Origin of the sequence: Streptomyces kronopolitis, from assembly GCF_050953795.1 — a bacterium.
Lineage (GTDB): Bacteria > Actinomycetota > Actinomycetes > Streptomycetales > Streptomycetaceae > Streptomyces > Streptomyces kronopolitis_A.
This window is the reverse complement of record NZ_CP191850.1, coordinates 1,292,558-1,317,030: the sequence shown is the minus strand read 5'-3', so window position 1 is coordinate 1,317,030 and position 24,473 is coordinate 1,292,558. Positions and strand designations below refer to the sequence as shown.

Genomic DNA, 24,473 nt, shown 5'->3' with positions numbered 1-24,473 from the left:
CGAGGAGATCGTCCCGAAGCTGACGCGGGTCCAGTGTCAAGGGTGTCACTTCGCCGCTCCGGCCTCGTGCGGGTGGTGGGGGCTCAGGCGCAGGGGGAGGCCGGTGTGGGAATTCATCAGGACCGAGGGGGACCTCGGCGCTGGCGCGGCCGGGGCGAGGTCGGGCCACCGGCTGAACAACTTCTGTAGCACGATGCGCCCTTCGAGGCGGGCGAGGGGCGCGCCGATGCAGGCGTGGGGCCCGTGGCCGAAGGAGGTGTGGCCGCCCTCGCGGGTGATGTCGAAATCGTCTGCGGTGGGGCCGTAGCGGTCGGGGTCACGACCCATGGCGGCATAGGAGATCATCACCGGGTCGCCCCGGCGGATGAGGGCGTCGCCGAGGACGCTGTCCCGGGTGGCGAACCGCATCAAGAAGTTCGCGGTAGGGGGCTGCCACCGAAGGATCTCCTCGACCGCCCGGTCCCACGCGACCTCGCCCTGGAGGAGCAGGTCGAGCTGGTCGCGGTGGCTGGTGAGGGCGAGCACACCGTTGACGAGGAGGTGGACGGTGGTCTCGTGCCCGGCGGCGATGAGGACCTGCACGGTGGCGACGAGTTCCTCCGTCGTCAGCTGCTCGTCGTCAGGGAGCTGGAGCAGGGCGCTGGTCAGGTCGTCCCCGGGGTGATGGCGCTTGGCGTCGAGGTGGCGGGTGATGATGGACTCGATGGCCGCGAGCGCGGCCGTCGGATCGCGGGTGTCGTCGAAGAAGACCTCGTACTCGGCGCGCAGGGCGTCGTGTTCGGACTCCGGCAGGCCCAGCAGGAGGCTGATGACGGTCATGGGCAGGGGCCAGGCCACGAGCTTGCGGAAGTCGACGACCCCGTCGTCGGCGACGGTGGCGGCGTCGGCGAGATCAGCGAGCAGCTTCTTGGTGATGATGTCGATGCTCGTCCGAAGAGCCCGTACCCGCGTCTCGGTGAACACGGTCGCCAGCGGTCCGCGCAGACGCCAGTGATCGACACCGTCAGTCGTGATGAGGCTGCGTCCGGCCGGTGCGGCCAGCCCGATCAGGGGCCAGTCGGCAGGGATGTCGCCGCGCTGGAGGGCCGCCCAGTGCCGGGAGTCCTTACGGAAGACGCAGGTATTACGCAGTGCGGCGCGGGCGGTGGCGTCACGGGTGACGGCCCACACCGGCACGCCGCCGGGCAGCTGGACCGGAACGACCGCGCCGGCCTTGCGCATGACGGCGGCGTCGTAGTGGAGGTCGAGGCTATGCGGGTCGAGCCGGTGCACCGGGCGCGACAGCGACAGCTCCGGCGACGACGACTCGGTGATGGGGGTCGGGTGGGTCAGATCCACGGGGTGCCTCCGGCGTAGCGGATGGTCGGTGGGGTGGGGGTGAAGGTGACGGGCAGGGACTCCAGGCCGCGCATCCACACCGTCGGGGCCCAGCGGACCTGTTCGGGCGGGCAGGCCAGGTGCAGGTCGGGGAGCCGGTCGAGGAGGACCTCGATTCCGGCGGTGACGATCATCTCCGCGGCATCACGGGCCGGGTCGGGGCAGCTGTGCGGGCCGTGGGAGTAGGACAGGTAGGCCCTGCTGCCGATAGCGGCTCCCGGTTCGGGGCGGAGGTGGGGGTCGCGATTGGCGGCGGCCAGCCCCAGCAGGACCAGGTCGCCGGCCGGGATGCTGACGTGGCCGAGGTGCGCGGGGCGGCTGGTCCAGCGCCCGGCGAAGACCTGGGTGGGGGTGTCGTCCCAGAGGACTTCGCGCAGGGCCTGGCTGACGGCAAGCCGGCCGCGGACGAAGGCGTCGGTATGGCGTGGGTCGATGAGCATCCGGTGGATGGCGTTGCCCATCCAGTACGCGGTGGTCTGGTGACCGGCCAGGAGGGTGACCATCAGGTCCTGGCAGAGCTGCTCGTCGTCTAGACCGACAGGGTCGGTGGCCAGCCGCGAGGCGACATCGGCACCGGGACGCTCCCGCACCCGCCCTACGAGCGCTTGCATGGTGCGGTGGAGGTGCTGGTGGCCGGCCAAGGCGCGGTCGCCGCCGGCGAGCTGATCGGTGGACGCCGTCACCAGAGCCTCGTTTTCGTCACCGGGCACGCCCAGGGCCCAGCCCATCACCATCACCGGCAGCAGCAAGGCGTAGTGGGCCATCAACTCGGCATGCCCGCGGTGCGCGAGGGATTCGACGAGGTTCTCGGCAAATCCCTCGCACCGGGCCCGGAACTCGACCGGATCGACGCCGGACAGAGCCGCGCTGACCGCCCCGGCGCGCTGCCGGTGCTCGTCCCCTTCGGTATAGAGGAGAGAAGCACCTGCCGGGCCGCCGCCGACCATCGGCCACAGCGGCCACTCGGCCGGTATCCGCTCGCGCAGCCGCCACCGCCCGACATCGCGCGCGAACAGAGCTGTGTCGGTGGTGACTTGGATCAGCTCGCGGTGCCCGAGCACCAGCCAGGCCGGTACCCGTCCGACCAGCAGCACCGGCGCCACCGGACCGTAGGCGCGCCTCAGCTCGGAGAAGACCTCGGCCGGGTCGCGGTGGTAGTCCGAGGCGCCCAACACGATCGCCCCTCGGTGGCTGTCGGGCAGCTCCACGAGCCCCTGAGCCTGCGGACTGCTCATGCGTCGGCCTCCCGCAGGGCGGCGCGGTCCAGCACGTGCTGGACAAGGGCGATCAGTACGCCGCGGACCGACTGCCGGTCGCGGGCGTCGCAGCGCAACATCGGTACGCCGGGGGCCATCTGCAGCGCGTCGCGGATGTCGTCCAGGGAGTGCTCCTGGTCCTCGTGGTCGAAGACGTTGTGGGCCACCACGTAGGGCAGCTGCTCGTCCTCGACCCGGTCCAGGGACGTGAAGCAGTCCTTAACTCGGCGGGTGTCGACCAGCACCACGGCGCCCAGGGCGCCGTTGAGCACCGTGTCCCACAGGAACTTGAAGCGGTCCTGGCCGGGAGCGCCGAAGAGGTACAGCACCGTGGACTCGGTGAGTGCGGCCCGGCCGAAGTCGAAGGCGACCGTTGTCGTGGTCTTCGACGGTGTGGCGGACAGGTCGTCGGTGCCGATGCTCGCGGCGGTCATCTCCGCCTCGGTACGCAGCGGGGTGATCTCGCTGACGGCACCGACGAAGGTCGTCTTCCCGACCCCAAAGCCGCCGGCCACCGCCACCTTCACACCGCGGCCGGCGGTCTGCGGGAGCGGCACCCGCGTGGCTTCATAGCTTGTTGCGGAGTCCAACGAGGACCTCCTCCAGAAGTGCGACGTCGTGCTGCGCTGCGGTGGCGGTGGCAGGTGGGGGGTGTCGGGCGGTGACCCGGTTCTGGTCCAGGAGGCCCGAGATCAGGATCTGCGCCATCCCCACGGGCAAGCGCAGGCGGCTGGCGATCTCCACGACCCCGGTCGGCGAGGCGCACATCCGCACGATGGCGGCCTCCTCCAGCCCGAGGCTGGCGGTGTCATCGCGCTCGGTGACGATCAGGGAAACCGCGTCGAGTTGGTGCCCGGGGGCAGTACGACCGCCTAGGACGACGAACGACCGGTCCGGCACGTCCTCGTCCCACGCGTGGCTCACGGCTGAGTCCGGGGTGCCCGTGTCGGGACGCTCAGGTGGTCCGCGACGCGCTCCACCAGCTGGGACATCGCGGTGCCCACAATGCCGGGGTCGGCCTCACTCTCGGCCACAGCGGCGAGAACGCCGCCGGTCCCGGCGCCAACTACCAGCAGCTGGGCGCGGGGAGTGTCGATGCTGATCGTCAACGCCGGGTACCCGGCGTTGAACGCCTTGTCCAGCTTGTTGGAGAGGGAGAGCAGACCGGAGCAGATCGCGGAGAGCAGGTCGGCGGAGTCGAGGTCGAGGCTCTTGTCGTAGGCAACCTTCATGCCGTCGCTGGACAGGAGCAGGGCGTGGCGTACGCCGGGGGTGTCGTGGCAGAGCTGGTCGAGCAGCCAGGAAAGGTCGGTACTCATCGTGATCCTCCGGTGTCGGGACGGTGGCTGCGGGCAGCATGGATGGCTTGACGGAAGCGGGTCATGCGCTGCCCGGTCTCCTGCGGGCTTCGCGCCGGCGGTGGTGCAGGCTCGGCTGGATGCTCGGCCGGCCTGGACCGCGTGGCGCCGGGGACCCGGCGCGGCAGACGCGCGGCGCTCTGCGACGGCGGCTGTAGTGCGGCGGCCGAGTGGCGCGGAGGTGGCGGCATCTCCCGGACCGGTGGCGGCCCGCCGCCCTGCGGTAGGGCCGGAGTCCGGCTGACCGAGGGGGCCGGTGGGGTGGTGAGCCACTGGCGAGGCAGGGCGATGCTGGCTCGCGTGCCGCCGGTGGCCGAACGGCAGAACGCGATCCTCAAGCCGAAGCGTTCGGCGCTGAGGCGCGCTGCGGCAAGGCCCAGCCGAATCCCGGCGAGCCGGGTGATGTCGAGCGGCTGATCGAAGTCGACAGTCTCGCGTGCACGGCGCAGGGTCTCGTCGCCCATGGCCAGGCCGCTGTCGTCTACGTGCAGGACCAGCGCCGAGACGGCGTCCTCGCCCGACACCCGCACCAGCGTGGTCGGGGGCGAGAACCGCAGAGCGTTGTCGAGCAGTTCCCCCACCGTGTGGATGGCGGCAGTAACTGCGGGGCCGGCGACGGCGACGGGCACCTGGGGCAGAGCCAGCTCAACTCGCCGATGGCTCTCACAACTTCCCATGGCTGCCCGGACGACGCGCTCCAACGCGACCGGCTTCGGCCACGGACGCCCCGCCCGGCGGGCTCCGGACAGGGCCAGCAACCGCTGGGTCAACAGCCCGGTGCTCGACAGCCTCGCATCGAGCGCCTCAAGGTCGGCGCGCACGTCCTCCCGACGAATGGGGCCGGAAGCGTCCCAGTAGGGCCTCTTCCGTTCACCGATCTCCTGGAGATGGTCGGTGATCGCGGCATGGAGGCGCTTCCCGCAGCCTTGCACCATGACCATCGCGGACGTCAGCCGCCGGTGCTCCTGGTGGAGCGTGTGCACCGTCGTGCGGACGACACCCTGGAGTGTCTCGTCCGCGGGCAGCAGACCCTCCTGGCCGAGTCGCGCCAGCACGGTGGATGCCGATGCGCGCTCGCGCAGCCGGTCCACCGCCCAAGGCAGCACGCGGGCGGCCCGATCGATGTCGTCCCGCAGGAGTCCGAGATCAACTTCCGATCGCCCCTGGGCGACCTCCGCGCAACGCACCCGCTCCCACGCCTCATCGCGCTCCCGGCCGACAGCACGGAGCCGGTACTGCGCCTCAGCCAGTCCCACCACCACCAGAACAGTGGAGACGGCAGCGCACCATGCAACGGACGCACGACCGGGCGGCGACGACAGCATCACGGCGACACCGGACGCGGCAGCGACCAGACCGACCACCAGCACGCTGCGCCACAACGTCAGCTTCGGAGCCCGTCGGTGGCGCGGCCGGCTGGCCTGGTCCAGGGGAGGTATCTGGGTCACAAGTCCTCGTAGATAAAGGGGGACGGACGGCGGGAACACGGTCGTGCCGGGGCTAGAGGTGAAGGCGGCCGATGAGCTGGGCGACGAGGTGGCATGTGTCGGTGATGACCGGAGCGGCTCGGCTATGAGCTAGCTCGAAGCCGAAGGCCACGGCCATGGCAGCGGGGCCGCCCCGCAGCCTCTGGCCGCGGATCAGCACCACCATCAGCACGCCCAGCACCACGATCGCGGGCACGGTCAGGCGCATGCCGTCGCAGTCGCAGCCAACGAACGAGCAGAACGGACACGAACCACCTGGTCCGCCAACGCAACAAGGTCGGTCAGGTGCCGGGGATCGGCCGGGAGCAGCCACACTCGGCCATCGCAGCCACCGCGGTGCCGTTGGTCGAACGGGCAGGAGAGATCCCGCCCCTGCCGAACACCCAGCCGCTCACCCATCAGGCTGCGCTGGGACTCTGCGGCCACCGGCACGTAGAGCTTTCGGTGCCGCGGGCAGCAGAGGACCGGGCCCACGGTCTCGCCGTCGTACAGAAGGGCCTCCAGGGCTGGAAGTCCTGGCTGCAGGCCAAGCGGCAAGACAGCCCACTCCCGTTCGGTCAGTGGCGCGGGGAGCGGCTTCTCGGTGAGCTGCACCCACCACGCGTACGTCGAGACCGAGGTGACGTCGCGCACGGCGGGAGCGGCGTCCGCGACAGCGATCACCGGTGACATCCCCACCTCACACCGTGCGAGGTGCTCCCCCAGAAGAAGCCCGCCCACCGGCTGGCCTCGCCGGACCGGTCCAGGCACGAGGGGCGGTCGATCGCCCGCCCGGCTAACGCCCGCTCGTCGGTCGCTGCCTGGACCAAGAGTCCCTGGGCGCTCTCAGCCAGATGCACGAGATGGATGCGCGAGCCGACGAAGTCCGACGGCCTCTCTCGGCGACGCAGCTCGTCGGCCTGGACCAACGAGCGGCGAAGCTTCGCGGAGGCACACTCCAACCCGTCGGGCACCAGCAGACCGGTCAACTCAACGATGTGAGTCTGCAGCCGTTCCACCAGGTCGTCGACATCCGTCTGGGATGCTGGGAGCGGCACCGAATCGACAAGGACGAGCGCAACCGTCTCTGCCGCGCTAACTGTGGGCGATCGGACGGAGGGGCAACAAACCTTGAGCGACCGCTGCAGCACCGCCATGAAGGGCCTCAACAGGCAATTCACGGCACTTCCCGCCGGACGCCGAAGCTCAAAGATCGTCACGCTGCCGCCCCCTTGGGCCGAGCCCGGAATTCGACCCAGACGTCCTCACCGGCACCGAAGCTGTTCGGGTTCACGCCCCAGGCGTCCGCGGTCTCGCTGGCGAGCACCAGCCCCCGACCGCTCTCCGAGCACTTGTCCGAAGCCCGGACGACGGGCAGCTGCGAGCTGTCGTCGCTGACGACGATCCGTAGAGCGCACACCGACGACTGGATGAGAAGCACGCACTCGTCGGAATCCGCGTGCTTCCACACGGTGAAGAGCAGCTCCGTGACGCACATCGTGGCCACATCACCCAACTCCCCCCATCCGCAACCGCGCACGTATGCGGCGACGCTCCGTCGTACGTGTCCGAGGCTCTGCGGGTCTACGGTCAGCTCTTGTCTGTACTGCTGTCTGCCTTGATCTGCCATTGGTTCCTCCGTAAGCGTCAGGACGATGCCGCGCTCGTCGTCGGCCCGCGGATTCAGCTGTGCAAGCGGGGGGTGGGACACCGTCGTGCAGGTTTCATGAGGCCGGCGTCGCGATGAGGCGCGCGGCTGGGTCGTGCGGGCAGTTGTTGTCATCACATCCTCTGGGGGCTTCGGATGACCGCCCGGACTGCGGAGACCGCCCTGCTGAGCGGGCGCCGCTCGTCGTCGGGGGCGAGGAGGGATCGTGCTTCGGCAAGGCAGCGGACCAACGGCACCGGGCTGGTGAGTAGGGGCGCACTGCCTATGGCGGTCTCGGTGCTGGGTGCTTCCAACCACTCCACCGGGATGCCCGACTCCCTTGGCGAGATCCCCGGGACGTGGATTGCGTGGTCGCGACCTATGCAGGTAGGTATCGCCTCGTGAGCGGACCACGTCGAGTTGGTGACCAGGGATTTGTTGCTGGAGTGAGAGTGAGGGGCGGCGGGGTGGTCATGAGATGCGGTCTCCAGGCGAGGCGAGGATGGCGTAGGCGTGCGAGTGGTCGAAACGCGGGTGCAGGGGCGTGGAGCGGCGCCAGGAGGCGGTGGCCACCGGCCCGCCCGCCGCCAAGGGCGTCCAGGAGCGGAGCAGGTCGCGGATCTGCGGCCCGGAGCGGGGCAGGAAGCCGATACCCGCTGCTTCGTAGAGGCGGGTGAGGGCGGCCATCGCCTCGGGAGCCATGTCCGTGGTGGCGTGGGTGACGGACAGTACGGAACCGGCCGGAAGCCAGGACCTCAGCACCGCCAGGACGGTGTGCGCCGTGTCGTCGCCGAGCCACGGCAGGACATCGTGCAGCAGCACCCCGATCGGACGGCCGCGGTCGATCCGCGCGATCGGTCCGGCAGCCAGAAGGACCGTCATGTCTTCGAGATCTGCCCGCAGTGACACCGTGCCGTGACGCTCGGCCAGGACCATCCGCGCGTGAGCATCCACCCCGGGGTCGGAGTCGACGTACACCATGCGGCGCACCTCGTCGGGCACGTCGCGGTTGTTGTCGTGCGACAGGCCGCATCCCAGGTCGATGACCTGGTCGATGCTGTACTCCCGGGTGAGGCAGTTGAGGACGCGGGGGCCGTGTGCGCGGTTGATGCGCACGCTGCCCGGCAGCCACGGTGCGGCTGCGACCAGGTCGCGGGCGAAGTCCCGGTCCGGGGCGTAGTTGTCGGTGCCGCCGTCGAGATGGTCCTGCACCCGAGCGACGTTCGGTCTCTTGAAGTACCCCTCGGGGAGAGCGGAGTTCACACCCTCACCGCCACACGTGCGCAGTCGTGTCCGGCGTCTGAGACCCTGCGGCCCGCGCCGTCGGGACACCGCCGCGCCCGGACGCGGCGGGCGAAGGCCGCCTTACCGAGAGTGAGCAGCCGAGTCGTGAGCGCCTCTGATGGTCTGGCACCGAGCAGGACAGCGAGCAGCCGAATGATGGTGATCACGAGGCGTTCCTCCGCTCCACGCCCTCGGCCGCGCTCACGAGCGCCTCGTACGTCGCGTCACGGCTCCATGCGGCGCCGACGGCCTCGTGCAGGCCGGCGCTGATGACCCGGGCGGCGCCCGAGCCGGTCTCGTAGCAAGGGAAGAGGCCGGCCGTCACCACCATGCGGTGCCCGTGGAGGAACACCTCAGCGGTCGCACCCACGCTGTTGATGAACAGCACTCTCTTCGTCGGCAGGATACGGATGGTCAGGCTCTGCCCGTCAGAGCTCTCCCGGCTCACGAGATCGGCCAGATACCGCAGCTGGCCAGCCACCGTCGCGGGGCGATCGCAGCTGCCCCGGGTCAGCACGGTCTCGTCCAGCAGCACGGTCCGCCGCTGCCGCTCGGCCCAGTCCACGTCGTGCACCCACGACGGCAGCCCGAGCACCGGCTCGTCAGGGTCGACGCACACGCCCGGGTCCAGCACGACCTGCTGGTAGGCCTGGGTGCGCAGACCGGCAGGCACCAACAGGCAGTACTGGACAACCTCGCTCGCCAAGCGCATCACAGCGATATGACGGGCCGTCGCCTCGTCGCAGGCCACGTCCAACCAGCAGTCGTGCGGGGCACGCCGGCCCTCACCCCGCTCCTCGTATTCCCTGCGGTCGTAGCCCTGTGGCGGCAGACTCCCCACCAGGAAGCTCGCATGCTCGTCTGCCACGCCGTAGAGCCGCAGCAGCGTGCCGAGCGCGTCCGGACGGATAGGGGACTCGGCCCGTTCCCACTGGCTGACGTTCGATGCGGACACCCGGACGGCGCGGGCGGCGTGCTCCAACCCCATGTGCTGCGCCTCGCGCAGGCACCGCAGGTAGAGGCCCGTCACGATCCGGGCAGGCGCCTGCGGCACCTCGGCCAGTGGCGACGGAACAGCGTGAAGCATGAAGGATCCTTGAGTGGTGTTCGGTGAGTCAGGGCAGGTCGTGAGGTGGGGACGGAGCAGGGGCATCGGTCGCCGGCGGGGACCGCCGAGCGGTCACCCGAGGGCCGAGGAGCACCAGGGCGGCCATGACGAGCACGATCAGGACGGTGACGACCAGTCCGGTGGCGGTCACCACTGCCTCGGCACGGATCCGGCGTAGATGGTGGTGACCACTGCGAGGGCGAGCTTCGGGACGCGGAGGTGACCGCTGCTGGGCCGCCACGACCGCCAGGCGCCGCTCTCGGACCGGGGTCTACGCAAAGTGCGCCTCCCGGTGCCGGGGGTAGTGCGTGCCGGGTGCCGTGCACAGGCGGCACGGGTGAGGCTGAGCCCGTCGTGCAGCGCGCTGGCCGGGGTGACCGCGGTCTGGTCCAGGCCGGGGCGGGTGACCCACAGGCCCGTACAGCTGCGGTAGCCGCCCGCACTGCAGCCATGGGACCCGGCCGCGGGGAAGCACTCGGAGCGCGCGGCCCTCCACCGGTGGACCGTGTCGGCCTCCACCGGCACCACGAGCTAGCCATGGGCCAGGCAGTACTTCACTGATCCGACGTCCGTGCCGTCCCGGGGAGGAGCGGGCTGTCGTCGAGGCGGTGCCCCGGGCGCGGGAGGCCCGCTCCCGACCCCCAGGTCATGCACCCATGTCCGGCGGGGGCCGTATACGAGTCCCATTCCACGGCCTCCTCGCGCAGGCCCTGGATCCGTCGGACACCTCCAGCGCCTTGGCCGCAGCGCTGGACTGGTCGGGTGTGAGCGCCCCGAGCAGCATGAGGTGACCTCGCAGCATGAGCATCAGGTCGCGGATGTCCTGGTCGGATTCGGGGGTAGGGGCGCCGTCCGCCAGCACCATCGACACTGTTTCCTGCGCGGCGGAGACGACAGACCGGGAGGCATCAGCGGAGGAGGCTCGGCAGCGGCCGGAGCGGACACGGACGAGACTCACGACACCGCCTCCTCGTCGAACAGGTCCAGCTCGAACCACACGGTCTTGCCCGGCGCCGAGCTGTCCGTTCCCCAGCGCGTGGCCAGGGCGTCGACCAGGTGCAGCCCTCGGCCGCCCTCCTCATCCGCGCTCGCCGACCGGAGACGAGGCGGCCTGGTCGACGGGTCCTCCACCTCCACCCGCAGGCACCCGCCCCGGTGCATGGCCCTCACGGAGAACCGACCCTCCGGCCTGTTCCCGCACCCGTGCACCGTGGCGTTCACCATCAGCTCCTGCGCGACGAGCGCGACCATGCCCGCACACTCGGACAGTCCCGAGCTCTCGAGCAGGCCAGTGAGCTGACGGCGTGCTCCAGCGACCGTCTCCGCCCGAGCGGACACCTCCGCCGCCATCTCGAAGTCACGCGGACGGCAGACCGGCACGCTGCCCTCTTCGGACGGACGCTCGCCTGCTCCTCGACCATGGCGCACCACCGACACGGTGCGCGCCCCCCGAAGGCCGACCATCGGGTACTGCACGTTCACGTTCATCAGCTGCCCTTCCCGGCCCCCACAGGAGCCAAATCCGGTCACCATCCGAGCTCGTGGGCATGACGTGACCGATTCCTGTACGCAGCCTGGGGGTTGGAGGAATATCGTCCGTACGAGACAACCGCGCGCAGGGGTCGACGGGAATCCCGGCAGGCGCGGCAAAGCGATACGCGTGATACAAGATCGTTTCAGGGACAGGGGCGCACACCCATGGCGCGCACACGTAACACCCGGCTGGAAGCCGTCATCCAAGAGCTGGGCCTGTCGCAGCGCCAGTTGGCCGCTCGACTGCGAGTTGTTGCGGCCGAACACCGGGCCACCGAACTGCATCGCGTCGCCCAGCCGTACATCGCCCGCTGGATCGGCGGCGCCACACCAGAAGGCCGCGCAGCGCATATCTTGGCCGAGACGCTCTCCCGCGGCCTCGGTCGCACCATCACGTTGACCGACATCGGGCTGGCAACGGACGACGCGGCCGACCCGCAGACGTCGGCGTGGAGCGTCGACACCCTCGCGACGCTGGCGACCCTCGGGAGCACGGACATGGACATAGCTCGGCGCCAGGTGCTGGCACAGTCGGCCTACTCGGTCGCCGGCTTGGCCCTGCCCACCGAAAGCTGGTGGCAGGAAGCCACCGAACGCGCCCGCACCCGCAAGCCCCTGTCGAAGCACACGGTCACGCCCGAGGACGTCACCAGCGTGCGCGAAATGACGGCCTTCCTGTCCCAGCGGGACCAGCAGCGCGGCGGCCGTGGGGTGGGGCGCGCCGCCCTGGTCGCCTACCTGCGCACCGACGTCGCCGAGCTCCTGGGCGGACGCTTCCCATCCGACGTGCTGCGCCGGGACATGACGTCGGCCGCTGCGGAGCTCGCCTACCTCGCGGGCTGGACGAGCTTTGACGCCGGCGAGCACCCGATCGCGCTGCGGTGGCTGACCCTGGCGACCCAACTGGCCGAGGAAGTCGGCGACGCGGCGCTCGCTGGGCACGTGCTGAGGGCCATGGCCCACCAGGCCGTGGACCTGCACCAGCCGGCAGAAGCCGTACGCCTGGCCGAGGAATCCCTCTCCAGCCGCCGCTACGCTGAAGCCTGCTGGCGGGAGAAGGCCCTCCTCGGCGTCGTCCACGCCCGCGGGCTGGCTGCCGCCGGCTACAAGAAGCAGGCTGCACAAGCGCTCAACCGCTCCGAGGCCGATCTTGCCCGCGCCCGCGAGGACGGTGACGAGCCCGGCCGGGTGTGGTTCTTCGGCGAGGCGAGCCTTGCCCACGAAACCGCAGCCGCGCTGCGAGACATGGGCGACCTGAAGGGTGCCGAGCGCGAGTTCAAGCGGAGCGTCCGCACACGTCAGAAGCCGTTCAAGCGAACCCACTGCGTCACCCTCGGGTACCTCGGCGAGGTCCAGGTCCGGCAGGGACAACTCGACGCGGCCTGCGCCACGTGGCATCAGGCACTCGACACGATGACCGGCGTCCAGTCCGGGCGAGCCCGAGAGACCGTGGTTCAGATGCGCCGCGCGCTGAGCCCTGTGCTCCGCCGAGGAGGCGGCCCCGCCGCCGACCTCGACGCCCGAGCCTGCGCGGTCCTCGCCGACAGGTGACCCGTACGGTAAGGAAGCCCGGAGCGGAGGGCGACTTCGCTGGCGCCGGGGAAGTCCCAGGAGAGGTGACGCGTGTTCGACCAGTACATCCAGCTGCCGGTGATCGCCACGGTCGTAGGAGGCCAGACCGGCCGTCTTGATGACTACAAGGGCGGAGTCGAGTCGATCATCCGCCTCGTCCCGGAGATTCCGGAGAGCGCCCTGCAGGGCATCGAGGAGTTCAACCACCTGGAAGTGGTCTGGCACTTCAGCCTCGGATCGGATCGGGACATCGAGCTCGAGCCGCGAAGCCCCCGGGGAAATCCGGATTGGCCGGCCACCGGGGGCCTCGTCCACCGCAACCACAGGCGCCCGGCCCGGATCGCCATCTCCCACCCGCGACTGCTTCGAGTCGGAGGGCGAGATCTGCACGTCACAGACTTGGACGCGGACGACGGCACTCCCGTGATCGACCTGGCGCCCGTCTTCAGCGAGATGCTGCCCCGCGGCCCCGTCCGTCAGCCGGACTGGCCCGCCGACATGCTGCAGGACTACTGGAAGTCCGCAGACGAGCGCCCCTACGGAGGGCTGGCTACGTAAGTCATATGCTCCACGACTCCTGATGCCGACCCTGCGCCTCGTGGGCGGGCGAAAGACGCCCACAGGGCAGTGTGGGCGAACGGAGGATCGGCTGTCGGGCAGCCCAGCCTCGGCGGCCTTGCACGTGTCGTTCGAGTCAATCGTCATGGGGGACTTGCCTCTCAAGCGCACGGGCGCACGTCACTGGCAGGCCAAACAGCGCTGTCAAAGCGGCAGTGGCGCACACGCATGCTTGCCGTCATGAGCTGGTGTTGGACCGACAGCCGTAAGTAGAACGGCAGTTGATAGACCTGAGGCAACGGAGAACTGCTCGCTCTCCGTTGTCGCCTCCTTACGATGGACCTAACTTCCCACAGTCCGCAACCCATCGAGCTACAAATTGCAGGATTGCTCTGCGGGCGAGGTGCAGCCCACCCCGTCGTAGCCGTAACGTCCCGCGTCCGTCACACTGGGCGTGACCCATTCCAGAGGAGGACACAGAGGTGGGACAGCCAGCGCGTCGCACTGCACGCCGTCGGCGATTGGGTGCCGCGCTACGGGAAGCCCGCGAGAAGGCGCGAGTTACTCCAGAGCAGGCAGCCAAGGCCATCCACGGCGACAAGTCGAAGATCAGTCGCATTGAGACTGGCCGCCACCGAGTGAGCCGCCTGGAACTCGAAACGCTGATGGACCTCTCCAGCGTGACGGACCAGAAGGTCCGTGCCTGGATGGTCGCCCTATCTGCAGAGGGTCAACGAAGAAGCTGGTGGCGCAGTCACGGCGACAGGCTCGAGCAGGACTTCAAGGAGCTGCTCACGCTGGAAGAGGATGCGGAACGTATCGCCGCCTTCCAGCCTCAGGTGCTACCAGGCCTTGTTCAGACCAAGTCCTACGCAACCTCGGTCATACGCTCGACTGACCCGACGCTGGAGAATGATCAGGTCGACTTCTTCGCCGACTTCCGCCTCCGGCGCCAGGAGATCTTCGCCAAAGAGGAGCCGCCCGAGTACATGTGCCTCGTCACAGAGGGTGTGCTTCACCAGCAGGTTGGCGGCTCCGAGGTGATGAAGCAGCAGCTGGAACACCTTCTGCAGATCGGCCAACAGCCCAACATTGCGATCGGGGTGATCCCGTTCAGCCGGCCCGGCTACACGGGAACGAGTGGCGCCTTCACGCTCTACAGCTACCCCGATCCCCTTGACCTCGACGTGGTGCAAGTCGAGTACCTGGACGGAGCCCTCTACCTGGAGGAGGACAAGACGGTACGAAAGTATCGAGAATCGCTGGGCCTACTGCGATCTTCGACTCTGCCGGCGGCAGAGTCCCGCGACCTGATCTCGATGATCCGTCGAGATCTCTGAACACCAAACGAAAGTGAAAAGGTGCGGCCGTGATGCGGCATGACCTGCCTGAAGAAAACTGGAAGAAGTCGTCCTACAGCGGAGCGCAGTCCGGTGACTGCCTGGAAGTGCAGATCACACACGACGGACGCGTAGCCGCACGAGACAGCAAGACTCCCAGCATGGGCGCCTTCGTGTTCTCACCAGAGGGCTGGAGCGCCTTCGTCGAGGATGTGAAGCGGGGGCACTTCGACTGATCGCTCCTGCATGAACGCGGGGCACTGATCAAGGGCCCAGCACGGCCGCGTCCCTCCTCAACCCAGATGAGGAGGGACGCGGCCGTGCTACTACCTTCTTCCCCTGCCGATCTCGTGGCAACTGTTTGACTCTTGTACAAACGTCACCGACTGACCGGCCGGGACTGTCAGCAGAACCCTACGCCGAGAACGCGGGCGGGTGAGGCGGCTTGGGGAGACGACGGGCGAGTTGCCTTGCCGCTTCAGGTACGGTTCGCTCGCTGAGGTAGGAGCCGATGATCTGGATGACGAGCGGCAGTCCGTCCGCGTCTTGCCGGCGGGCAGCACGAGAGAGGGCAGGCTGACGGGGCTGGTCAGTTGAGCCATCCGGTCTCGTCGTAATACGAGCGTTTCTGCTAATTTGCGTACCACGCCGTTGCGGTCCGCCGGGGGGCGCTTGCTCCGTTGAGTCCATGCGCCCGGCTCGGAGGCGATGCGCCGCCCTGTGCTTGGGCGTCGCAGCAACGCCGCCTACTGATGGCAGCCACACGGGACGGTTGATGGGGCGGGAGTTCACCACACGCCGCTACCGCCGCTCCGTCCAGCCGCAGCGTGGCGGCGAACACCTGGGCGGGGCAGAGCGCTTCACCCTTGGGTTCGGCCCCGGATTACGGGGTGTTGCCTCCCGCGCGCGGTGGGAGCCGTGATCTGACGCTCGCCTTCGGGACGGGTGAGCTCGCCCGCTAGGCGACACTCAACAGGTGAGCTCACCCGTCCCGAAGTGGAGTTGGCCACCGTGGGACCACGGAGGTCAGGGTCGCGTCCCCTTCTACTGGCGGCCGTGGGCGGCTCACATCACATCGGCCTGACGCCGGGGGACGGTGCGGAGCGGAACGGCCGGGTGAACCAGGCTTTTGCCGACGCCTGGCTGAGCAGAGCGACCAGGGTGATAGCACCAGCCAGGGGCAAGAGGCCGCTTCCTGCACGGGCCATCGCACCGAGCCCGACGAGTATCTGCATGCTCGCCAGCACGATGGAGGCGACCCGTACCCCCTTGCCCGCCGAGCCGTAGCGGAGGGCCAGAATGCCGACGACCAGGTTCAGCACCCCTCCGGCGAAGGCGGCCCCGGCCAGCCGGGGCCCGCCGAGCACTCCACCCAAAACCGTCCCCACAAGGCAAACACCCGCCATCACGAGGGCCGTGATCCGTGCCGCGCGCACAGTGCCAGGCATACGCTCCACCGGCTGCGGACCGCTCCCCTGGGGGAACGGTGTAGGCGGTTGCCCATGAGGGACGAACTGGCCATAGGCGGCGGACGACTGCGGGCCCCGGTGGAGCATCGACCCGTCGGCTGGCGGAGGGACAGGAGGAGTGGTCATGATGGGACGTCCTTGATCGAGGGAGCAGGGAGGCGTTACGCGGCGGAATGACCGCGGTTGGGGTCGTCGCCCAGGCTGGCCGCACCGACTCGCAATGCCGCCAGCGACCATGGGGCGGCGTCAGCGCCGCCGTGGTGGTGCCAGTGGGCGCCGGGGTCATCGAGGGCCAGCTGGTAGGTCGGGTGGGCGATCGGGATCCCGGCGAGGTAGCCGTCGGGGAGGGCGAACGCGCGGGTGAGGGTGAGCATGTGGGGGGCCAGCGCGGTGATGCAGTCCTCGATCGCATCAGGGAAGGCCCTGACGGCGTCGACGGTGAGATGCCCGTCGGCAGCGAGCAGGCCGGTGTACGGAGCGAGCTGCTGGAGCAGGAAGAGGCGGCCCATCTGCCTGAGCAGGTGCCTGCCCTGCGCGTTGGCGCAGGCCTCGGTGGCCCAGATGAGGGCGTCACCGGCCAGGCCGACGGCATGGAGCGACATCGCCTCGACAGCCGGAAGCCCGGCCCTGTTCCAGCGGGCGAGCCCGCGGGGCCGCTCGCAAAAGCGGGCGCGGGCGCGGGCAAGGGTCATCTCCTCGGCCACAGCGAGCAGGTGGCGCAGCTCTGGCAGGCCGGCCCGCTGCTCGTCCAGGGAGTTCACCGCCGGGGCGGCGGGCGGCTCCTCGTGCGCGAAGAGCAGTTCGGCCCCCGCTTTGATCATGATCGGCAAATTGTCGCCTTCGGCGGTAATGGCCCCGTCTATTGCCGCGGCAAGTCCGCCGAGGCCGTTACTGGGGAAGAGGCCGAGGGCCCCGCAGCGCTCCCTGCATTCGGTGGCGATCTCCCGGGCGCTCCAGGTCGTCCAGGCCTTGACGACGGCGATATCCCGTTCGAGCCGGGCGCGGTCGCGCTCGTCGTGGCGAGCCCAGGCGTGCAAGATCTGCCGATGCAGGAGCGACATGCTGTAAGCGGTGGCGATGCGGGAGATGAGGGGTGCGGCGTGGGTGCGGTGGGCCACGATGGGGACGCGGTCGGGCCCTGCGACGTAGCGGTGGTGCGCGTAGCGCGTCGCGATGTCCAGTGAGGTCCGGGCGACGCTGAGGCTGCAAGCGCTCATCGCGAGTTTGCCGGCGGTCACGCGGCGGATGCTGGCGAGGAACCGGGCCCGCGTTGGCACACTGCTGGTGAGGTTGCCGTCGTCCTCCAGCCGCCCGTGCTGGCCCTCCAGCAGGGCGTGACGCGGCAGTTGGACCTGATTGAAACTGGTGATGCAGTGGTCGAGTGGGTGGTTTCCGGCCCGTTCGCAGAGCTGGCGGATGCGGATCCCGGGCAGGGGACGGCCGTCAGCGTCGGTCAATGCAAGGTGAAAGAGGAAGACGCCGTGGTCGGTTCCGTTGGCGAGGAGCCGGGCGGCCACCACCCCGTCCTTGCCTCCGCCGAGGGGCGAAGTATTCGGCATCAGCTTCTGGGCGCTGCCGTGCGGCGTGTGCAGCGCGAACGTGTCGCTGTCGGCATCCCATGTCGCTGTGGTGCTCAACTCCGCGGCATTGTTCCCGGCGGCCACCTCAGTGGCGAGAAAAACGCCCAGGCGGTCCTCGTCCACCACGCGCAGGGGCTGTTCGTCAGCCTCGGCGAGCGACCCCAAATAGAGGTTGTGGTGGATCGAGATCAGCGATGCGCAGGTAGGGTCGACGGCCGCGATCCACTCGTGTGCGGCGGCCAGGCGCACGGGGTCGGTGGCGAGCTCGGTGGAGTAGGAGAGCTGTGCGTTGACGGCTCGCAGGCGCTGGTAGGAGAGCTCGGTGCGCTCCTGGGGCGTCAGGTCGGGCTGGTAGCGGAATTCGGGTGTGGAGATCAGCTGCCGCCACGGCTCGTGGACCCGGCCGAAGTCGTCGGGGTCGAAAAGGCTCTGGGTCAGGGCGTCCGCGACTACGGCGTCCACCTGCGGCAACAGGGGCGTGAGGGGTTCGGCGGTCATCTGGCCTCTTTCAGCTGGATTTCCTCGGATGCGGGACACGGGTGCGGGGGGCCTGCCGTGGTGTTCAGGCGGTGAAGGTGGCGCTTTGGCGTAGGCCCTCGGCGAGTTCCGCCGCGAGCGCGGCGGGCCGGGACGCCAGTGTGCGTTCGAGGCGCGTCGCGGCCGGAGTGAGCGTGGGGCGGGGGTCGGTGGGCATCGTCACCACGCCCTGTGTCGGATGAGAGAAAAGAGTTCAGTGCCCGAGCCTCTGACCTGCGCGCTGAACAGTTCGGTGCGCAGCTGTCGGGGGCGGTTTGGTGCACCGAACTGTTCAGCGCGCAGACCATTCCGTACGGACGGCCGACGATCTCAAGCCTGTGACCTGCGGTTTGAACGGTTGGCTGAGCCGCGAGACTGGTCCACTGAACTCTTTTGTGCGCCGCTGAACTACTCACCGCCGTTCAACAACCGGTGTCGGATGAGAGGAAAGAGTTCAGCGCCCGAGCCTCTGACCTGCGCACTGAACAGTTCGGTGCGCAGCTCTCGGGGGCGGTTTTGCGCACCGAACTGTTCAGTGCGCAGACCAATCCGTACTGAAGGCCGACGACCTCAAGCCTGTGACCTGCGGATTGAACAGTTGGCTGCGCCGCGAGACCGGTCCACTGAACTCTTTTGTGCGCCACTGAACTACTCACCGCCGTTCAACAACCGGGGCTCACCGCGGTGATGGTGGTTTTCCATATCGGCTGGTAGGAGGCCTTGTAGCGGAGCTGGCCCGGTGCGGGCAGTGTGCGGCCGAGGTCGAGCCAGCTGTACCCGCGCAGGGTGAGGTCTGCGGCCAGGCGCCGGGTCAGGGCATGCCCCACGGCAAGGTCGGCCCGGTCGGGATCCATGGTCGCCAGCAGCGAGTAGCAGGCATCGCCCCGGTCCAGCAGGACCATGGCAGCTGCCACGACCCCGTCGAGACGGAGGGTGGCGACGAAGGACTCCTCCGGGCCGCAGTGCTGCATGACCTCCAGTAGCCCCGCGCGGCCGGCATCGGGGTGCACAACGGGGTGGCCGGCCCAGCGGCGCCGGTGCAGCTGCTGCGCCTCGGAGAATCCGCAGGCCAGGTCGTCGCTGGTCGTCGATCGGGCGTACTCGACCCGGCCCTGGGCGGTCAGTAGGGTCCAGGTGCGCTCGCGGCGGGCGTGGTCGCGCCGTGTCGCGCGGCTCATGGCCGCGAAGTCGATGGGCAGCGGGATGGTGGCGCACGGAACGGTGGAGTGCTGCCAGATGGTCTGCGCCGCTAGGATCCGACCGAGGTGACTGTCGCTCGGCAGATCAGGCATCACGACGTACGCTTCGCGGGCCGCATCCACCAGGTACCGCGCGAACGCGGCCGCGACAGCGGGCCGGCAAGAGCCGGGGCCCACCGCGCGGATGTACTCGGCGACGGGCGAGCCGAGCGGCCTGATGCGCGTGCCTTCCTCCCGCTCGTCGCGTTCCAGAGCAAGCGCGGCGACCGGGCCCACTGTGGGGTCTTCCGCGACCAGGACGAGCGGCGTAGCGGTCGGCGGCAGCATGACGGCCCAGCCGCGCAGCCAACCGGGCGCCTGGTACCCGGTGGCTGCGGTGTCCTGCACATACAGCGCCGCCCACTCGCCGTTGAGAAACCGCAGGGCCGGGGCGCCTTCCAAGACGCGCACGCTCACTCGACCGGATGCTGAACTCGTACGCCGTCGGCCGCGGTCGCGCTGTATACCTCCGAGCAACTTCACCGGGCGCTCCCGTCGTACAGGCATCGGGCCTCCATCGCCCGGGTGGGGTGGCGGCCGAGTCGGCCGTGGTCTGGGTAGGTCTCTCGTCCCATGACGGTGACGGTGTGGTTCAGCCCGTTCAGGCACAACTGGGTTCGGCGGTGCACGGGGTACTGAGGCGGCAGGTTGCCGTGCGAGATGGTGATGATGGTCATGCGGAGGCTCCAAGGTGCAACGGCGCGGAGGGCTGCTCTCCTGCGCCTGCAGATGTGGGTGTCGCCGCCGGGCCCACACCAGCGACGACACCAGACCGAGGCGTATACAGCGTCAGCAACCGGCCGATCAAAAATTCCTTTTGGGCGATCCCACTGGCGGCCAGTTAGGCGGAGTCACTCCCATTGACTCTGGTACCGGGCGCGACAGCAGATCGGTAGGGCTGAGGGTGCGACCCAGGCGCCGCCCGAAGGAGCGTCGTCGAGTCGGTGGCCTGGTCGCGAGGCGGCTAGGGTCTGTTGCGAAAGTGGATCTTGTTCGTTGATGATCATGTCTTGTGGGACGTGGGGATTTGACGAACGGCCAGTGCCTGCGGACCGTGTCCGCAACCGCCTCAAGCGCGGCTCGCGCGGCGGGCGGCCACCGACGTTCGACAAGGACGACTACAAACAGCGGCACGCCCGGGGCGTTGCCGCGAGGTACGACAAACTCGCTGTCCGCTACGAAGCGACCGTGCTGGTCGCAGCCATCAACGAGTGGCTGTGACCAGCACTTTCACAACAGACCCTAGTGGTGGTTGAGGACCACGGAGTGGTGCACCCATCCCCACTGACCGCGATGCGCCCCGCTGAGAGCCTTGCCGTAGTACCAGTTGGAGTCCGTGGCGCAGGTGACCTGCACGCGGTCGCCATAGTGGAGGAGCCCGAGGCTGGTGGAGTGGGTGTACGGGCCGGTGCGGAAGTTCGCTGCGGAGGCGTCGATCCAGGCCCAGAACGAGGTTTTTTGGCACGCGGCGGCGGACGGGCGTGAGGCGGCGTTCGCTGCGGGGGCCTGGATGGCGGCTGCTCCTCCGAGCAGCGTGAGGGCGATGGCGCCGGTGGCCGCTGCGCGACCCATGCGGTCTGACTTGAGCATGACAGTTCCTTTCCTGTGGTGGATTCCAGCTGGCGGCGCCGGCCGGAAGTCTTTGGGGGAGCGGACCGCAGAACGGATGCGAAGTCCTTCTAGCCGGCCTCCCCGCGCCGGTGGTTTTACGCGGCCTTCCTCCGGCGTGCGGTCGGGGCCTGTATTTCGGTCGTCATGGCGTCGCGCCGGAAGGCGATGGATGCAGCGGCAGCGGCTCCGACCTGATGAATGGCCTCCATGGGAATCGGGCGAAGGGAGACTGCGCGAGACGCGGCGGTGGAGACTCGCACTCGACTCGGCAAGGAGGCGTGCTCGGCCGCGACCGCGCCGCAATCAGCGGAAGAGTCGCGCCTGAACATGTTGCCCGCCTTGTATGGGGTGAGTCGAATGCCTACTGCCACTCTATTGAAACACGAGTCGGAATGTCATTCAATAGGTAGTCAACTGCGGCTCAATGAGCGCCGCTACGCGGGACATGCGCAGAACTGGCTGCGACGACAAGACCGACCTGAGCTTCTCCGCCAGGCTGCGCCTCTTGTGGCACCCACCCTCAATCCGAGGGGACGCGGAGGCTACGACTCCCGGAATCTGTCGTGCGTCTATGTGGCGACGGCCGAAAGCTATGTGACAACCCATCTGGGGCCGCGCCGAGCGCGCCTATGATCGATGCATGCCGTCGCCCCTTCCCACGTCCCTTGCTGTGTCCGACGCCATCACCCACTACCGCCAGCTGCGTGAGCTGACCCTCGACGAGCTGGCTTATGTGCTCCGGATGCTCGATCACCCGATCTCGGCCGACGCCCTCGCGGAGATGGAGCGATGCGCTCGCCCCGTGACCGTCGACGACCTCATGGCGATCGCCTATGTGCTCGACACGACTCCCGCGGTGCTGCTGTCGCATATCCCCATCGACATGCCGGAACCCGAGGGGCCTCTTGCCACCGGGCTCCCCGGTGACGTCGACCAGGCCGAGCTCCGCGCCTGGCTTGAGGGGAAGACCACGCTCAACCGCGAGTCGCGGGTGGGCTGGTGGGAAGAGCGGGCCGGTCGCCTCAGGGTCCGGTCGGCGCACCACGAGGAACAGCTGCAGGGCGCGTACGCGGAGCTGCGCGAACTCGGTGACCTGGCACTCCAGGAAGCAGACACCCCGCCGGTGCAGCGTCTTCAGTGGCGCATCCAGGACGGCGAACACGCGCTCAACCAATCAGAAGTTGCACTGGCGCTGACTGAGCATCGACTCGACAACCTCCGAGAAGATGTGTGACAGCTGAGTCCTGGCCAGCCAAAGTCGCCTATGGATAGATGGCTTTGGCTGGCTTTCTGTCGTTAAGGTGGTACATCTGGTACATCAATCTGCAATACTGATAGTGCACTTGCGAATGCCTTCGCAAGTGCTGATGTACGTGAAGAAAGCTCGGAAATCGGTCAAGTGGTCCCAGGGCGCCCAGCTTCGGCTCCTGGGCGCGGTCGGGATCCGGGTCTCGGGGATGCAATGTGGAACCGTGGAGCCGAGACTCTGGTCCCTGTGAACAGGGCGCCACCTGGACACGCAGGACTGAACGAGAGGAAGCGGGGGCGATCATGACTGGGGATCAGCCTCAGTTACCCGAGCAGCCGACACAGGGCCATGCAACAGCATCACAGGCCGTGCCGCCGCGACCGCAGGTTCCGCCCGTTGTCACGGTCGAGCAGTGGGGTGCCGAGTTCCAGCAGACGCATCACCGCGAGCCGTCGATGTCCGAGTACCAGGCCGCCGTTCATGCCGGACTGATCGCTCCCGAGCGCCGACCTCGTGATCCGTCGATGCAGCAGATGGCCGACGGAGCCAAGCAAGTCGTCAACGGTGCCCGGGACTTCTTCAACACCAAGGTCACGCCGGCCGTCGAGAACTCTGGAGCCAAGGAGTTCCTCAGCAACCGCGTTGCCCCCGCCGTGCAGAGCGCCGCGCGCTCGATGCAGCAGAGCGCCTCGCGTCCGGGACTGGCGAAGCTGAGGGGGCTGGCCACGTTCGTCCTTCCCGCCGCGGCATTCCTGGCGATCATCTCTCTATTCATGCCGGTCGCTTCAGCCATGGGCTTCCCGGTCAGCTACTTCAGCGACGAGGCCGGAGGTGAGGGTGGCTTCTTGCTCTTCATCACGCTCGTGGCCATCGCCGCTTCTGTCGTGGCAGTCATCCGCAAGGCGAACTGGTCCCGCATCACCGCCGGAGTCGTGGGCATCGTCGCCGGCCTGATCGGCATGATCGACGGCTTCGGGACCATGGCTCCGTCAGCGGCGCTCGCTACACCTCCGTCGGGGCGGGCGTGGTGCTCTTGGCGCTGCTGTCGGTCGTGATGCTGGCTGCTGCAGTCCTCATGACCCAAACCGACTTTCCAGAACGAACGAAGGAAGAACACCATGAACTCCACCAGGACCGCACGTGCGACGCGGACCAGGATCGCCGTGTCCGCCGCGGCCCTGGCCGCGGGTGCTCTCATGCTCACCGCCTGCAGCGGGAGCAGCGATGATGCTTCCTCGCAGAGCCCCAGCAGCAGCCAGGCCTCCAGCTTCGACGGTGCCTACATCTCCATCACCGACGGGGCGCGCGGCGGCATCGCCGCCATCGACGGCCACAAGATCACGTACATTAACGTCACCGCTGGCGACCAGCAGTGCCAGCTGACCACGAAGGCCCTCGACGACATCAAGCACGGCTCGACCGTCAAGGATGGCAAGACCGACAAGGGCCAGTACCAGGTCCTCTCGACCGGCACGATCAACGACAGCCGGACCAGCGTGCTCTGGGACGACATCAACGGCTCTGATCAGACGGGCACTGACCCGGGTTCCGGCTCGATCTCGATGTCGAACAGCATGATCACGCTCGGGTACACCTTCGCCTACTCGATCGACCAGGTCCAGCTCATCCCCGCCGACAGCGACCAGGCAAAGGCATTGCTGGCCAAGGACTGCAACCAGCGCAGCTGATTGCCGCACCACCCAGACAGCACAGAACCCCGTGGACATCACGTCCACGGGGTTCTGTCTTTTCTCTGACGCTTACTCCTGAAGCTGCTGCGCCCGGTGCTCCTCGATCGTCTCCGGTGGCCGGCCGTACTTCGGCGCATGGTGCTCGACAAAACCAAGCTCAACCCACTCTGCCAGCTGCCGGATCCTCGACCGGGCCACCACGACGAACACCGTGGCACCGATGGCGATGTTGAGCAGACACCACCCAGCCAGCAACGTCGTCAGCACCACAGGCGGACCGTCCTCGATCGCCACGGTGGCCAGAACGACTAAGCCTGCGTTGTTGACCAAGAGGCTGGCCACGTACCCCTCGAACGTGCCGGACAGGCGCGCCAGAGTCCGCGGCTCGGCGCGATGCCGCACAGCGCGCACATCTCGCCGACGAACACTACGGTGGCCACGGCCGCCGCGGTGTTCAATGCCAGGTCGCGGATCCCGGTGATCCACCATCGCGCCGAGCGCCACCAGCTGCGCGGGAACTCGCCGCGAAGCCTGGATCCGAGCCTCATGCTCTTCCCCTTCTCCTCCTGCCGCGCAAAAAACGACGCACCCGGTGAGGACGATCGCAATGGTCGTCCTC

29 protein-coding genes and 1 pseudogene are annotated in these 24,473 nt (G+C 68.6%); 8 read left to right on the top strand and 22 right to left on the bottom strand.

Translation table 11 applies throughout. The annotated features are described in order from the left end of the window. Positions 1-45: 45 nt before the first annotated feature. The 15 genes from ACQP17_RS05615 to ACQP17_RS05545 all read right to left on the bottom strand — a co-directional run bounded on the left by ACQP17_RS05615 (position 46) and on the right by ACQP17_RS05545 (position 10,985). Entirely contained in the window at positions 46-1,338 is a 1,293-nt protein-coding gene (locus tag ACQP17_RS05615; protein ID WP_433855247.1) for a cytochrome P450, read from the bottom strand. Beyond that, positions 1,329-2,612 carry a cytochrome P450 gene (locus ACQP17_RS05610; protein WP_433855246.1) on the bottom strand — a complete coding sequence of 428 codons (1,284 nt, stop codon included), beginning with the start codon at positions 2,610-2,612 and terminating at the stop codon, positions 1,329-1,331. Before ACQP17_RS05610 ends, ACQP17_RS05615 begins: the two co-directional genes overlap by 10 nt. Continuing rightward, positions 2,609-3,223: a GTP-binding protein gene (locus ACQP17_RS05605; RefSeq protein ID WP_433855245.1), complete on the bottom strand. Its 615-nt coding sequence runs from the start codon at positions 3,221-3,223 to the stop codon at positions 2,609-2,611. Before ACQP17_RS05605 ends, ACQP17_RS05610 begins: the two co-directional genes overlap by 4 nt. Beyond that, the gene (locus ACQP17_RS05600; RefSeq protein WP_433855244.1) at positions 3,201-3,557 is read right to left on the bottom strand and encodes a DUF742 domain-containing protein; all 357 of its coding nucleotides are present in this window, start codon (positions 3,555-3,557) and stop codon (positions 3,201-3,203) included. Before ACQP17_RS05600 ends, ACQP17_RS05605 begins: the two co-directional genes overlap by 23 nt. Beyond that, complete coding sequence (locus ACQP17_RS05595; RefSeq protein ID WP_433855243.1) at positions 3,554-3,952, bottom strand: roadblock/LC7 domain-containing protein; 399 nt, start codon at positions 3,950-3,952, stop codon at positions 3,554-3,556. Before ACQP17_RS05595 ends, ACQP17_RS05600 begins: the two co-directional genes overlap by 4 nt. Continuing rightward, entirely contained in the window at positions 3,949-5,439 is a 1,491-nt protein-coding gene (locus tag ACQP17_RS05590; RefSeq protein WP_433855242.1) for a sensor histidine kinase, read from the bottom strand. The genes ACQP17_RS05595 and ACQP17_RS05590 overlap by 4 nt, the downstream gene beginning before the upstream one ends. Positions 5,440-5,491: 52 nt before the next feature. Next, on the bottom strand, positions 5,492-5,686 hold the full coding sequence (locus ACQP17_RS05585) for a hypothetical protein (protein ID WP_433855241.1): 195 nt from the start codon (positions 5,684-5,686) through the stop codon (positions 5,492-5,494). After that, positions 5,677-6,141 carry a hypothetical protein gene (locus ACQP17_RS05580; RefSeq protein ID WP_433855240.1) on the bottom strand — a complete coding sequence of 155 codons (465 nt, stop codon included), beginning with the start codon at positions 6,139-6,141 and terminating at the stop codon, positions 5,677-5,679. The genes ACQP17_RS05585 and ACQP17_RS05580 overlap by 10 nt, the downstream gene beginning before the upstream one ends. Next, positions 6,138-6,677 carry a hypothetical protein gene (locus tag ACQP17_RS05575; RefSeq protein WP_433855239.1) on the bottom strand — a complete coding sequence of 180 codons (540 nt, stop codon included), beginning with the start codon at positions 6,675-6,677 and terminating at the stop codon, positions 6,138-6,140. The genes ACQP17_RS05580 and ACQP17_RS05575 overlap by 4 nt, the downstream gene beginning before the upstream one ends. Then, a complete protein-coding gene (locus tag ACQP17_RS05570; protein ID WP_433855238.1) occupies positions 6,674-6,964 on the bottom strand; it encodes an ATP-binding protein in 291 nt (96 codons plus the stop codon). Before ACQP17_RS05570 ends, ACQP17_RS05575 begins: the two co-directional genes overlap by 4 nt. Before the next feature lie 612 nt (positions 6,965-7,576). Then, the gene (locus ACQP17_RS05565) at positions 7,577-8,368 is read right to left on the bottom strand and encodes an SAM-dependent methyltransferase (protein WP_433855237.1); all 792 of its coding nucleotides are present in this window, start codon (positions 8,366-8,368) and stop codon (positions 7,577-7,579) included. Between the two features lie 184 nt (positions 8,369-8,552). Then, on the bottom strand, positions 8,553-9,476 hold the full coding sequence (locus ACQP17_RS05560; RefSeq protein WP_433855236.1) for a Scr1 family TA system antitoxin-like transcriptional regulator: 924 nt from the start codon (positions 9,474-9,476) through the stop codon (positions 8,553-8,555). A 28-nt stretch (positions 9,477-9,504) separates the two neighbouring features. Beyond that, positions 9,505-9,648, bottom strand: a complete 144-nt coding sequence (locus tag ACQP17_RS05555) for a hypothetical protein (RefSeq protein ID WP_433855235.1) — start codon at positions 9,646-9,648, stop codon at positions 9,505-9,507. 495 nt (positions 9,649-10,143) lie between these two features. Beyond that, entirely contained in the window at positions 10,144-10,455 is a 312-nt protein-coding gene (locus ACQP17_RS05550) for a DUF6415 family natural product biosynthesis protein (protein ID WP_433855234.1), read from the bottom strand. Then, positions 10,452-10,985: an ATP-binding protein gene (locus ACQP17_RS05545; protein ID WP_433855233.1), complete on the bottom strand. Its 534-nt coding sequence runs from the start codon at positions 10,983-10,985 to the stop codon at positions 10,452-10,454. The genes ACQP17_RS05550 and ACQP17_RS05545 overlap by 4 nt, the downstream gene beginning before the upstream one ends. Positions 10,986-11,195: 210 nt before the next feature. On the opposite strand from ACQP17_RS05545, the gene ACQP17_RS05540 reads away from it, so the two are divergent. The 4 genes from ACQP17_RS05540 to ACQP17_RS05525 all read left to right on the top strand — a co-directional run bounded on the left by ACQP17_RS05540 (position 11,196) and on the right by ACQP17_RS05525 (position 14,736). Beyond that, positions 11,196-12,581 (top strand): Tat pathway signal protein, encoded by a 1,386-nt coding sequence (locus ACQP17_RS05540; protein ID WP_433855232.1) that lies wholly within the window; start codon positions 11,196-11,198, stop codon positions 12,579-12,581. 72 nt (positions 12,582-12,653) lie between these two features. Then, positions 12,654-13,160 carry a TrmO family methyltransferase domain-containing protein gene (locus tag ACQP17_RS05535; RefSeq protein ID WP_433855231.1) on the top strand — a complete coding sequence of 169 codons (507 nt, stop codon included), beginning with the start codon at positions 12,654-12,656 and terminating at the stop codon, positions 13,158-13,160. 482 nt (positions 13,161-13,642) lie between these two features. Continuing rightward, the gene (locus tag ACQP17_RS05530; RefSeq protein ID WP_433855230.1) at positions 13,643-14,500 is read left to right on the top strand and encodes a helix-turn-helix domain-containing protein; all 858 of its coding nucleotides are present in this window, start codon (positions 13,643-13,645) and stop codon (positions 14,498-14,500) included. Between the two features lie 32 nt (positions 14,501-14,532). Continuing rightward, positions 14,533-14,736, top strand: a complete 204-nt coding sequence (locus tag ACQP17_RS05525) for a DUF397 domain-containing protein (RefSeq protein ID WP_433855229.1) — start codon at positions 14,533-14,535, stop codon at positions 14,734-14,736. 834 nt (positions 14,737-15,570) lie between these two features. Here ACQP17_RS05525 and ACQP17_RS05520 read toward each other — a convergent pair. The 5 genes from ACQP17_RS05520 to ACQP17_RS05500 form a co-directional block, all read right to left on the bottom strand. After that, complete coding sequence (locus ACQP17_RS05520; RefSeq protein WP_433855228.1) at positions 15,571-15,948, bottom strand: hypothetical protein; 378 nt, start codon at positions 15,946-15,948, stop codon at positions 15,571-15,573. A gap of 182 nt (positions 15,949-16,130) precedes the next feature. After that, the gene (locus tag ACQP17_RS05515) at positions 16,131-18,047 is read right to left on the bottom strand and encodes an acyl-CoA dehydrogenase family protein (protein WP_433855227.1); all 1,917 of its coding nucleotides are present in this window, start codon (positions 18,045-18,047) and stop codon (positions 16,131-16,133) included. Between the two features lie 64 nt (positions 18,048-18,111). Continuing rightward, positions 18,112-18,249 carry a hypothetical protein gene (locus ACQP17_RS05510; RefSeq protein ID WP_433855226.1) on the bottom strand — a complete coding sequence of 46 codons (138 nt, stop codon included), beginning with the start codon at positions 18,247-18,249 and terminating at the stop codon, positions 18,112-18,114. A 478-nt stretch (positions 18,250-18,727) separates the two neighbouring features. Further along, positions 18,728-19,720 (bottom strand): GNAT family N-acetyltransferase, encoded by a 993-nt coding sequence (locus ACQP17_RS05505; RefSeq protein ID WP_433855225.1) that lies wholly within the window; start codon positions 19,718-19,720, stop codon positions 18,728-18,730. Positions 19,721-19,782: 62 nt separating this feature from the next. Then, a complete protein-coding gene (locus ACQP17_RS05500; protein WP_433855224.1) occupies positions 19,783-19,980 on the bottom strand; it encodes a hypothetical protein in 198 nt (65 codons plus the stop codon). Positions 19,981-20,341: 361 nt separating this feature from the next. Between ACQP17_RS05500 and ACQP17_RS05495 the strand changes: the two are divergent. After that, positions 20,342-20,524: pseudogene (locus ACQP17_RS05495) on the top strand (IS5 family transposase); the annotation flags it as partial. 21 nt (positions 20,525-20,545) lie between these two features. On the opposite strand, the gene ACQP17_RS05490 reads toward ACQP17_RS05495, so the two are convergent. After that, a complete protein-coding gene (locus tag ACQP17_RS05490) occupies positions 20,546-20,893 on the bottom strand; it encodes an SH3 domain-containing protein (protein WP_433855223.1) in 348 nt (115 codons plus the stop codon). 661 nt (positions 20,894-21,554) lie between these two features. On the opposite strand from ACQP17_RS05490, the gene ACQP17_RS05485 reads away from it, so the two are divergent. The 3 genes from ACQP17_RS05485 (at position 21,555) to ACQP17_RS05475 (ending at position 23,851) form a co-directional block, all read left to right on the top strand. After that, positions 21,555-22,148, top strand: a complete 594-nt coding sequence (locus tag ACQP17_RS05485; protein WP_433855222.1) for a DNA-binding protein — start codon at positions 21,555-21,557, stop codon at positions 22,146-22,148. A 317-nt stretch (positions 22,149-22,465) separates the two neighbouring features. After that, entirely contained in the window at positions 22,466-23,218 is a 753-nt protein-coding gene (locus tag ACQP17_RS05480; protein ID WP_433855221.1) for a hypothetical protein, read from the top strand. Positions 23,219-23,281: 63 nt separating this feature from the next. Next, the gene (locus ACQP17_RS05475) at positions 23,282-23,851 is read left to right on the top strand and encodes a hypothetical protein (RefSeq protein WP_433855220.1); all 570 of its coding nucleotides are present in this window, start codon (positions 23,282-23,284) and stop codon (positions 23,849-23,851) included. A gap of 72 nt (positions 23,852-23,923) precedes the next feature. Here ACQP17_RS05475 and ACQP17_RS05470 read toward each other — a convergent pair whose 3' ends face one another. Next, a complete protein-coding gene (locus ACQP17_RS05470) occupies positions 23,924-24,256 on the bottom strand; it encodes a hypothetical protein (RefSeq protein ID WP_433855219.1) in 333 nt (110 codons plus the stop codon). Positions 24,257-24,473 lie beyond the last annotated feature (217 nt).

Excerpts from the sequence above, each read along its gene's own strand:
- ACQP17_RS05610 (WP_433855246.1), bottom strand. The coding sequence starts at position 2,612 with ATGAGCAGTCCGCAGGCTCAGGGGCTCGTGGAGCTGCCCGACAGCCAC.
- ACQP17_RS05595 (WP_433855243.1), bottom strand. The coding sequence starts at position 3,952 with ATGAGTACCGACCTTTCCTGGCTGCTCGACCAGCTCTGCCACGACACC.
- ACQP17_RS05585 (WP_433855241.1), bottom strand. The coding sequence starts at position 5,686 with ATGCGCCTGACCGTGCCCGCGATCGTGGTGCTGGGCGTGCTGATGGTG.
- ACQP17_RS05560 (WP_433855236.1), bottom strand. The coding sequence starts at position 9,476 with ATGCTTCACGCTGTTCCGTCGCCACTGGCCGAGGTGCCGCAGGCGCCT.
- ACQP17_RS05545 (WP_433855233.1), bottom strand. The coding sequence starts at position 10,985 with ATGAACGTGAACGTGCAGTACCCGATGGTCGGCCTTCGGGGGGCGCGC.
- ACQP17_RS05540 (WP_433855232.1), top strand. The coding sequence starts at position 11,196 with ATGGCGCGCACACGTAACACCCGGCTGGAAGCCGTCATCCAAGAGCTG.
- ACQP17_RS05525 (WP_433855229.1), top strand. The coding sequence starts at position 14,533 with ATGCGGCATGACCTGCCTGAAGAAAACTGGAAGAAGTCGTCCTACAGC.
- ACQP17_RS05520 (WP_433855228.1), bottom strand. The coding sequence starts at position 15,948 with ATGCCTGGCACTGTGCGCGCGGCACGGATCACGGCCCTCGTGATGGCG.
- ACQP17_RS05515 (WP_433855227.1), bottom strand. The coding sequence starts at position 18,047 with ATGACCGCCGAACCCCTCACGCCCCTGTTGCCGCAGGTGGACGCCGTA.
- ACQP17_RS05500 (WP_433855224.1), bottom strand. The coding sequence starts at position 19,980 with ATGACCATCATCACCATCTCGCACGGCAACCTGCCGCCTCAGTACCCC.
- ACQP17_RS05490 (WP_433855223.1), bottom strand. The coding sequence starts at position 20,893 with ATGCTCAAGTCAGACCGCATGGGTCGCGCAGCGGCCACCGGCGCCATC.
- ACQP17_RS05485 (WP_433855222.1), top strand. The coding sequence starts at position 21,555 with ATGCCGTCGCCCCTTCCCACGTCCCTTGCTGTGTCCGACGCCATCACC.
- ACQP17_RS05480 (WP_433855221.1), top strand. The coding sequence starts at position 22,466 with ATGACTGGGGATCAGCCTCAGTTACCCGAGCAGCCGACACAGGGCCAT.
- ACQP17_RS05475 (WP_433855220.1), top strand. The coding sequence starts at position 23,282 with ATGAACTCCACCAGGACCGCACGTGCGACGCGGACCAGGATCGCCGTG.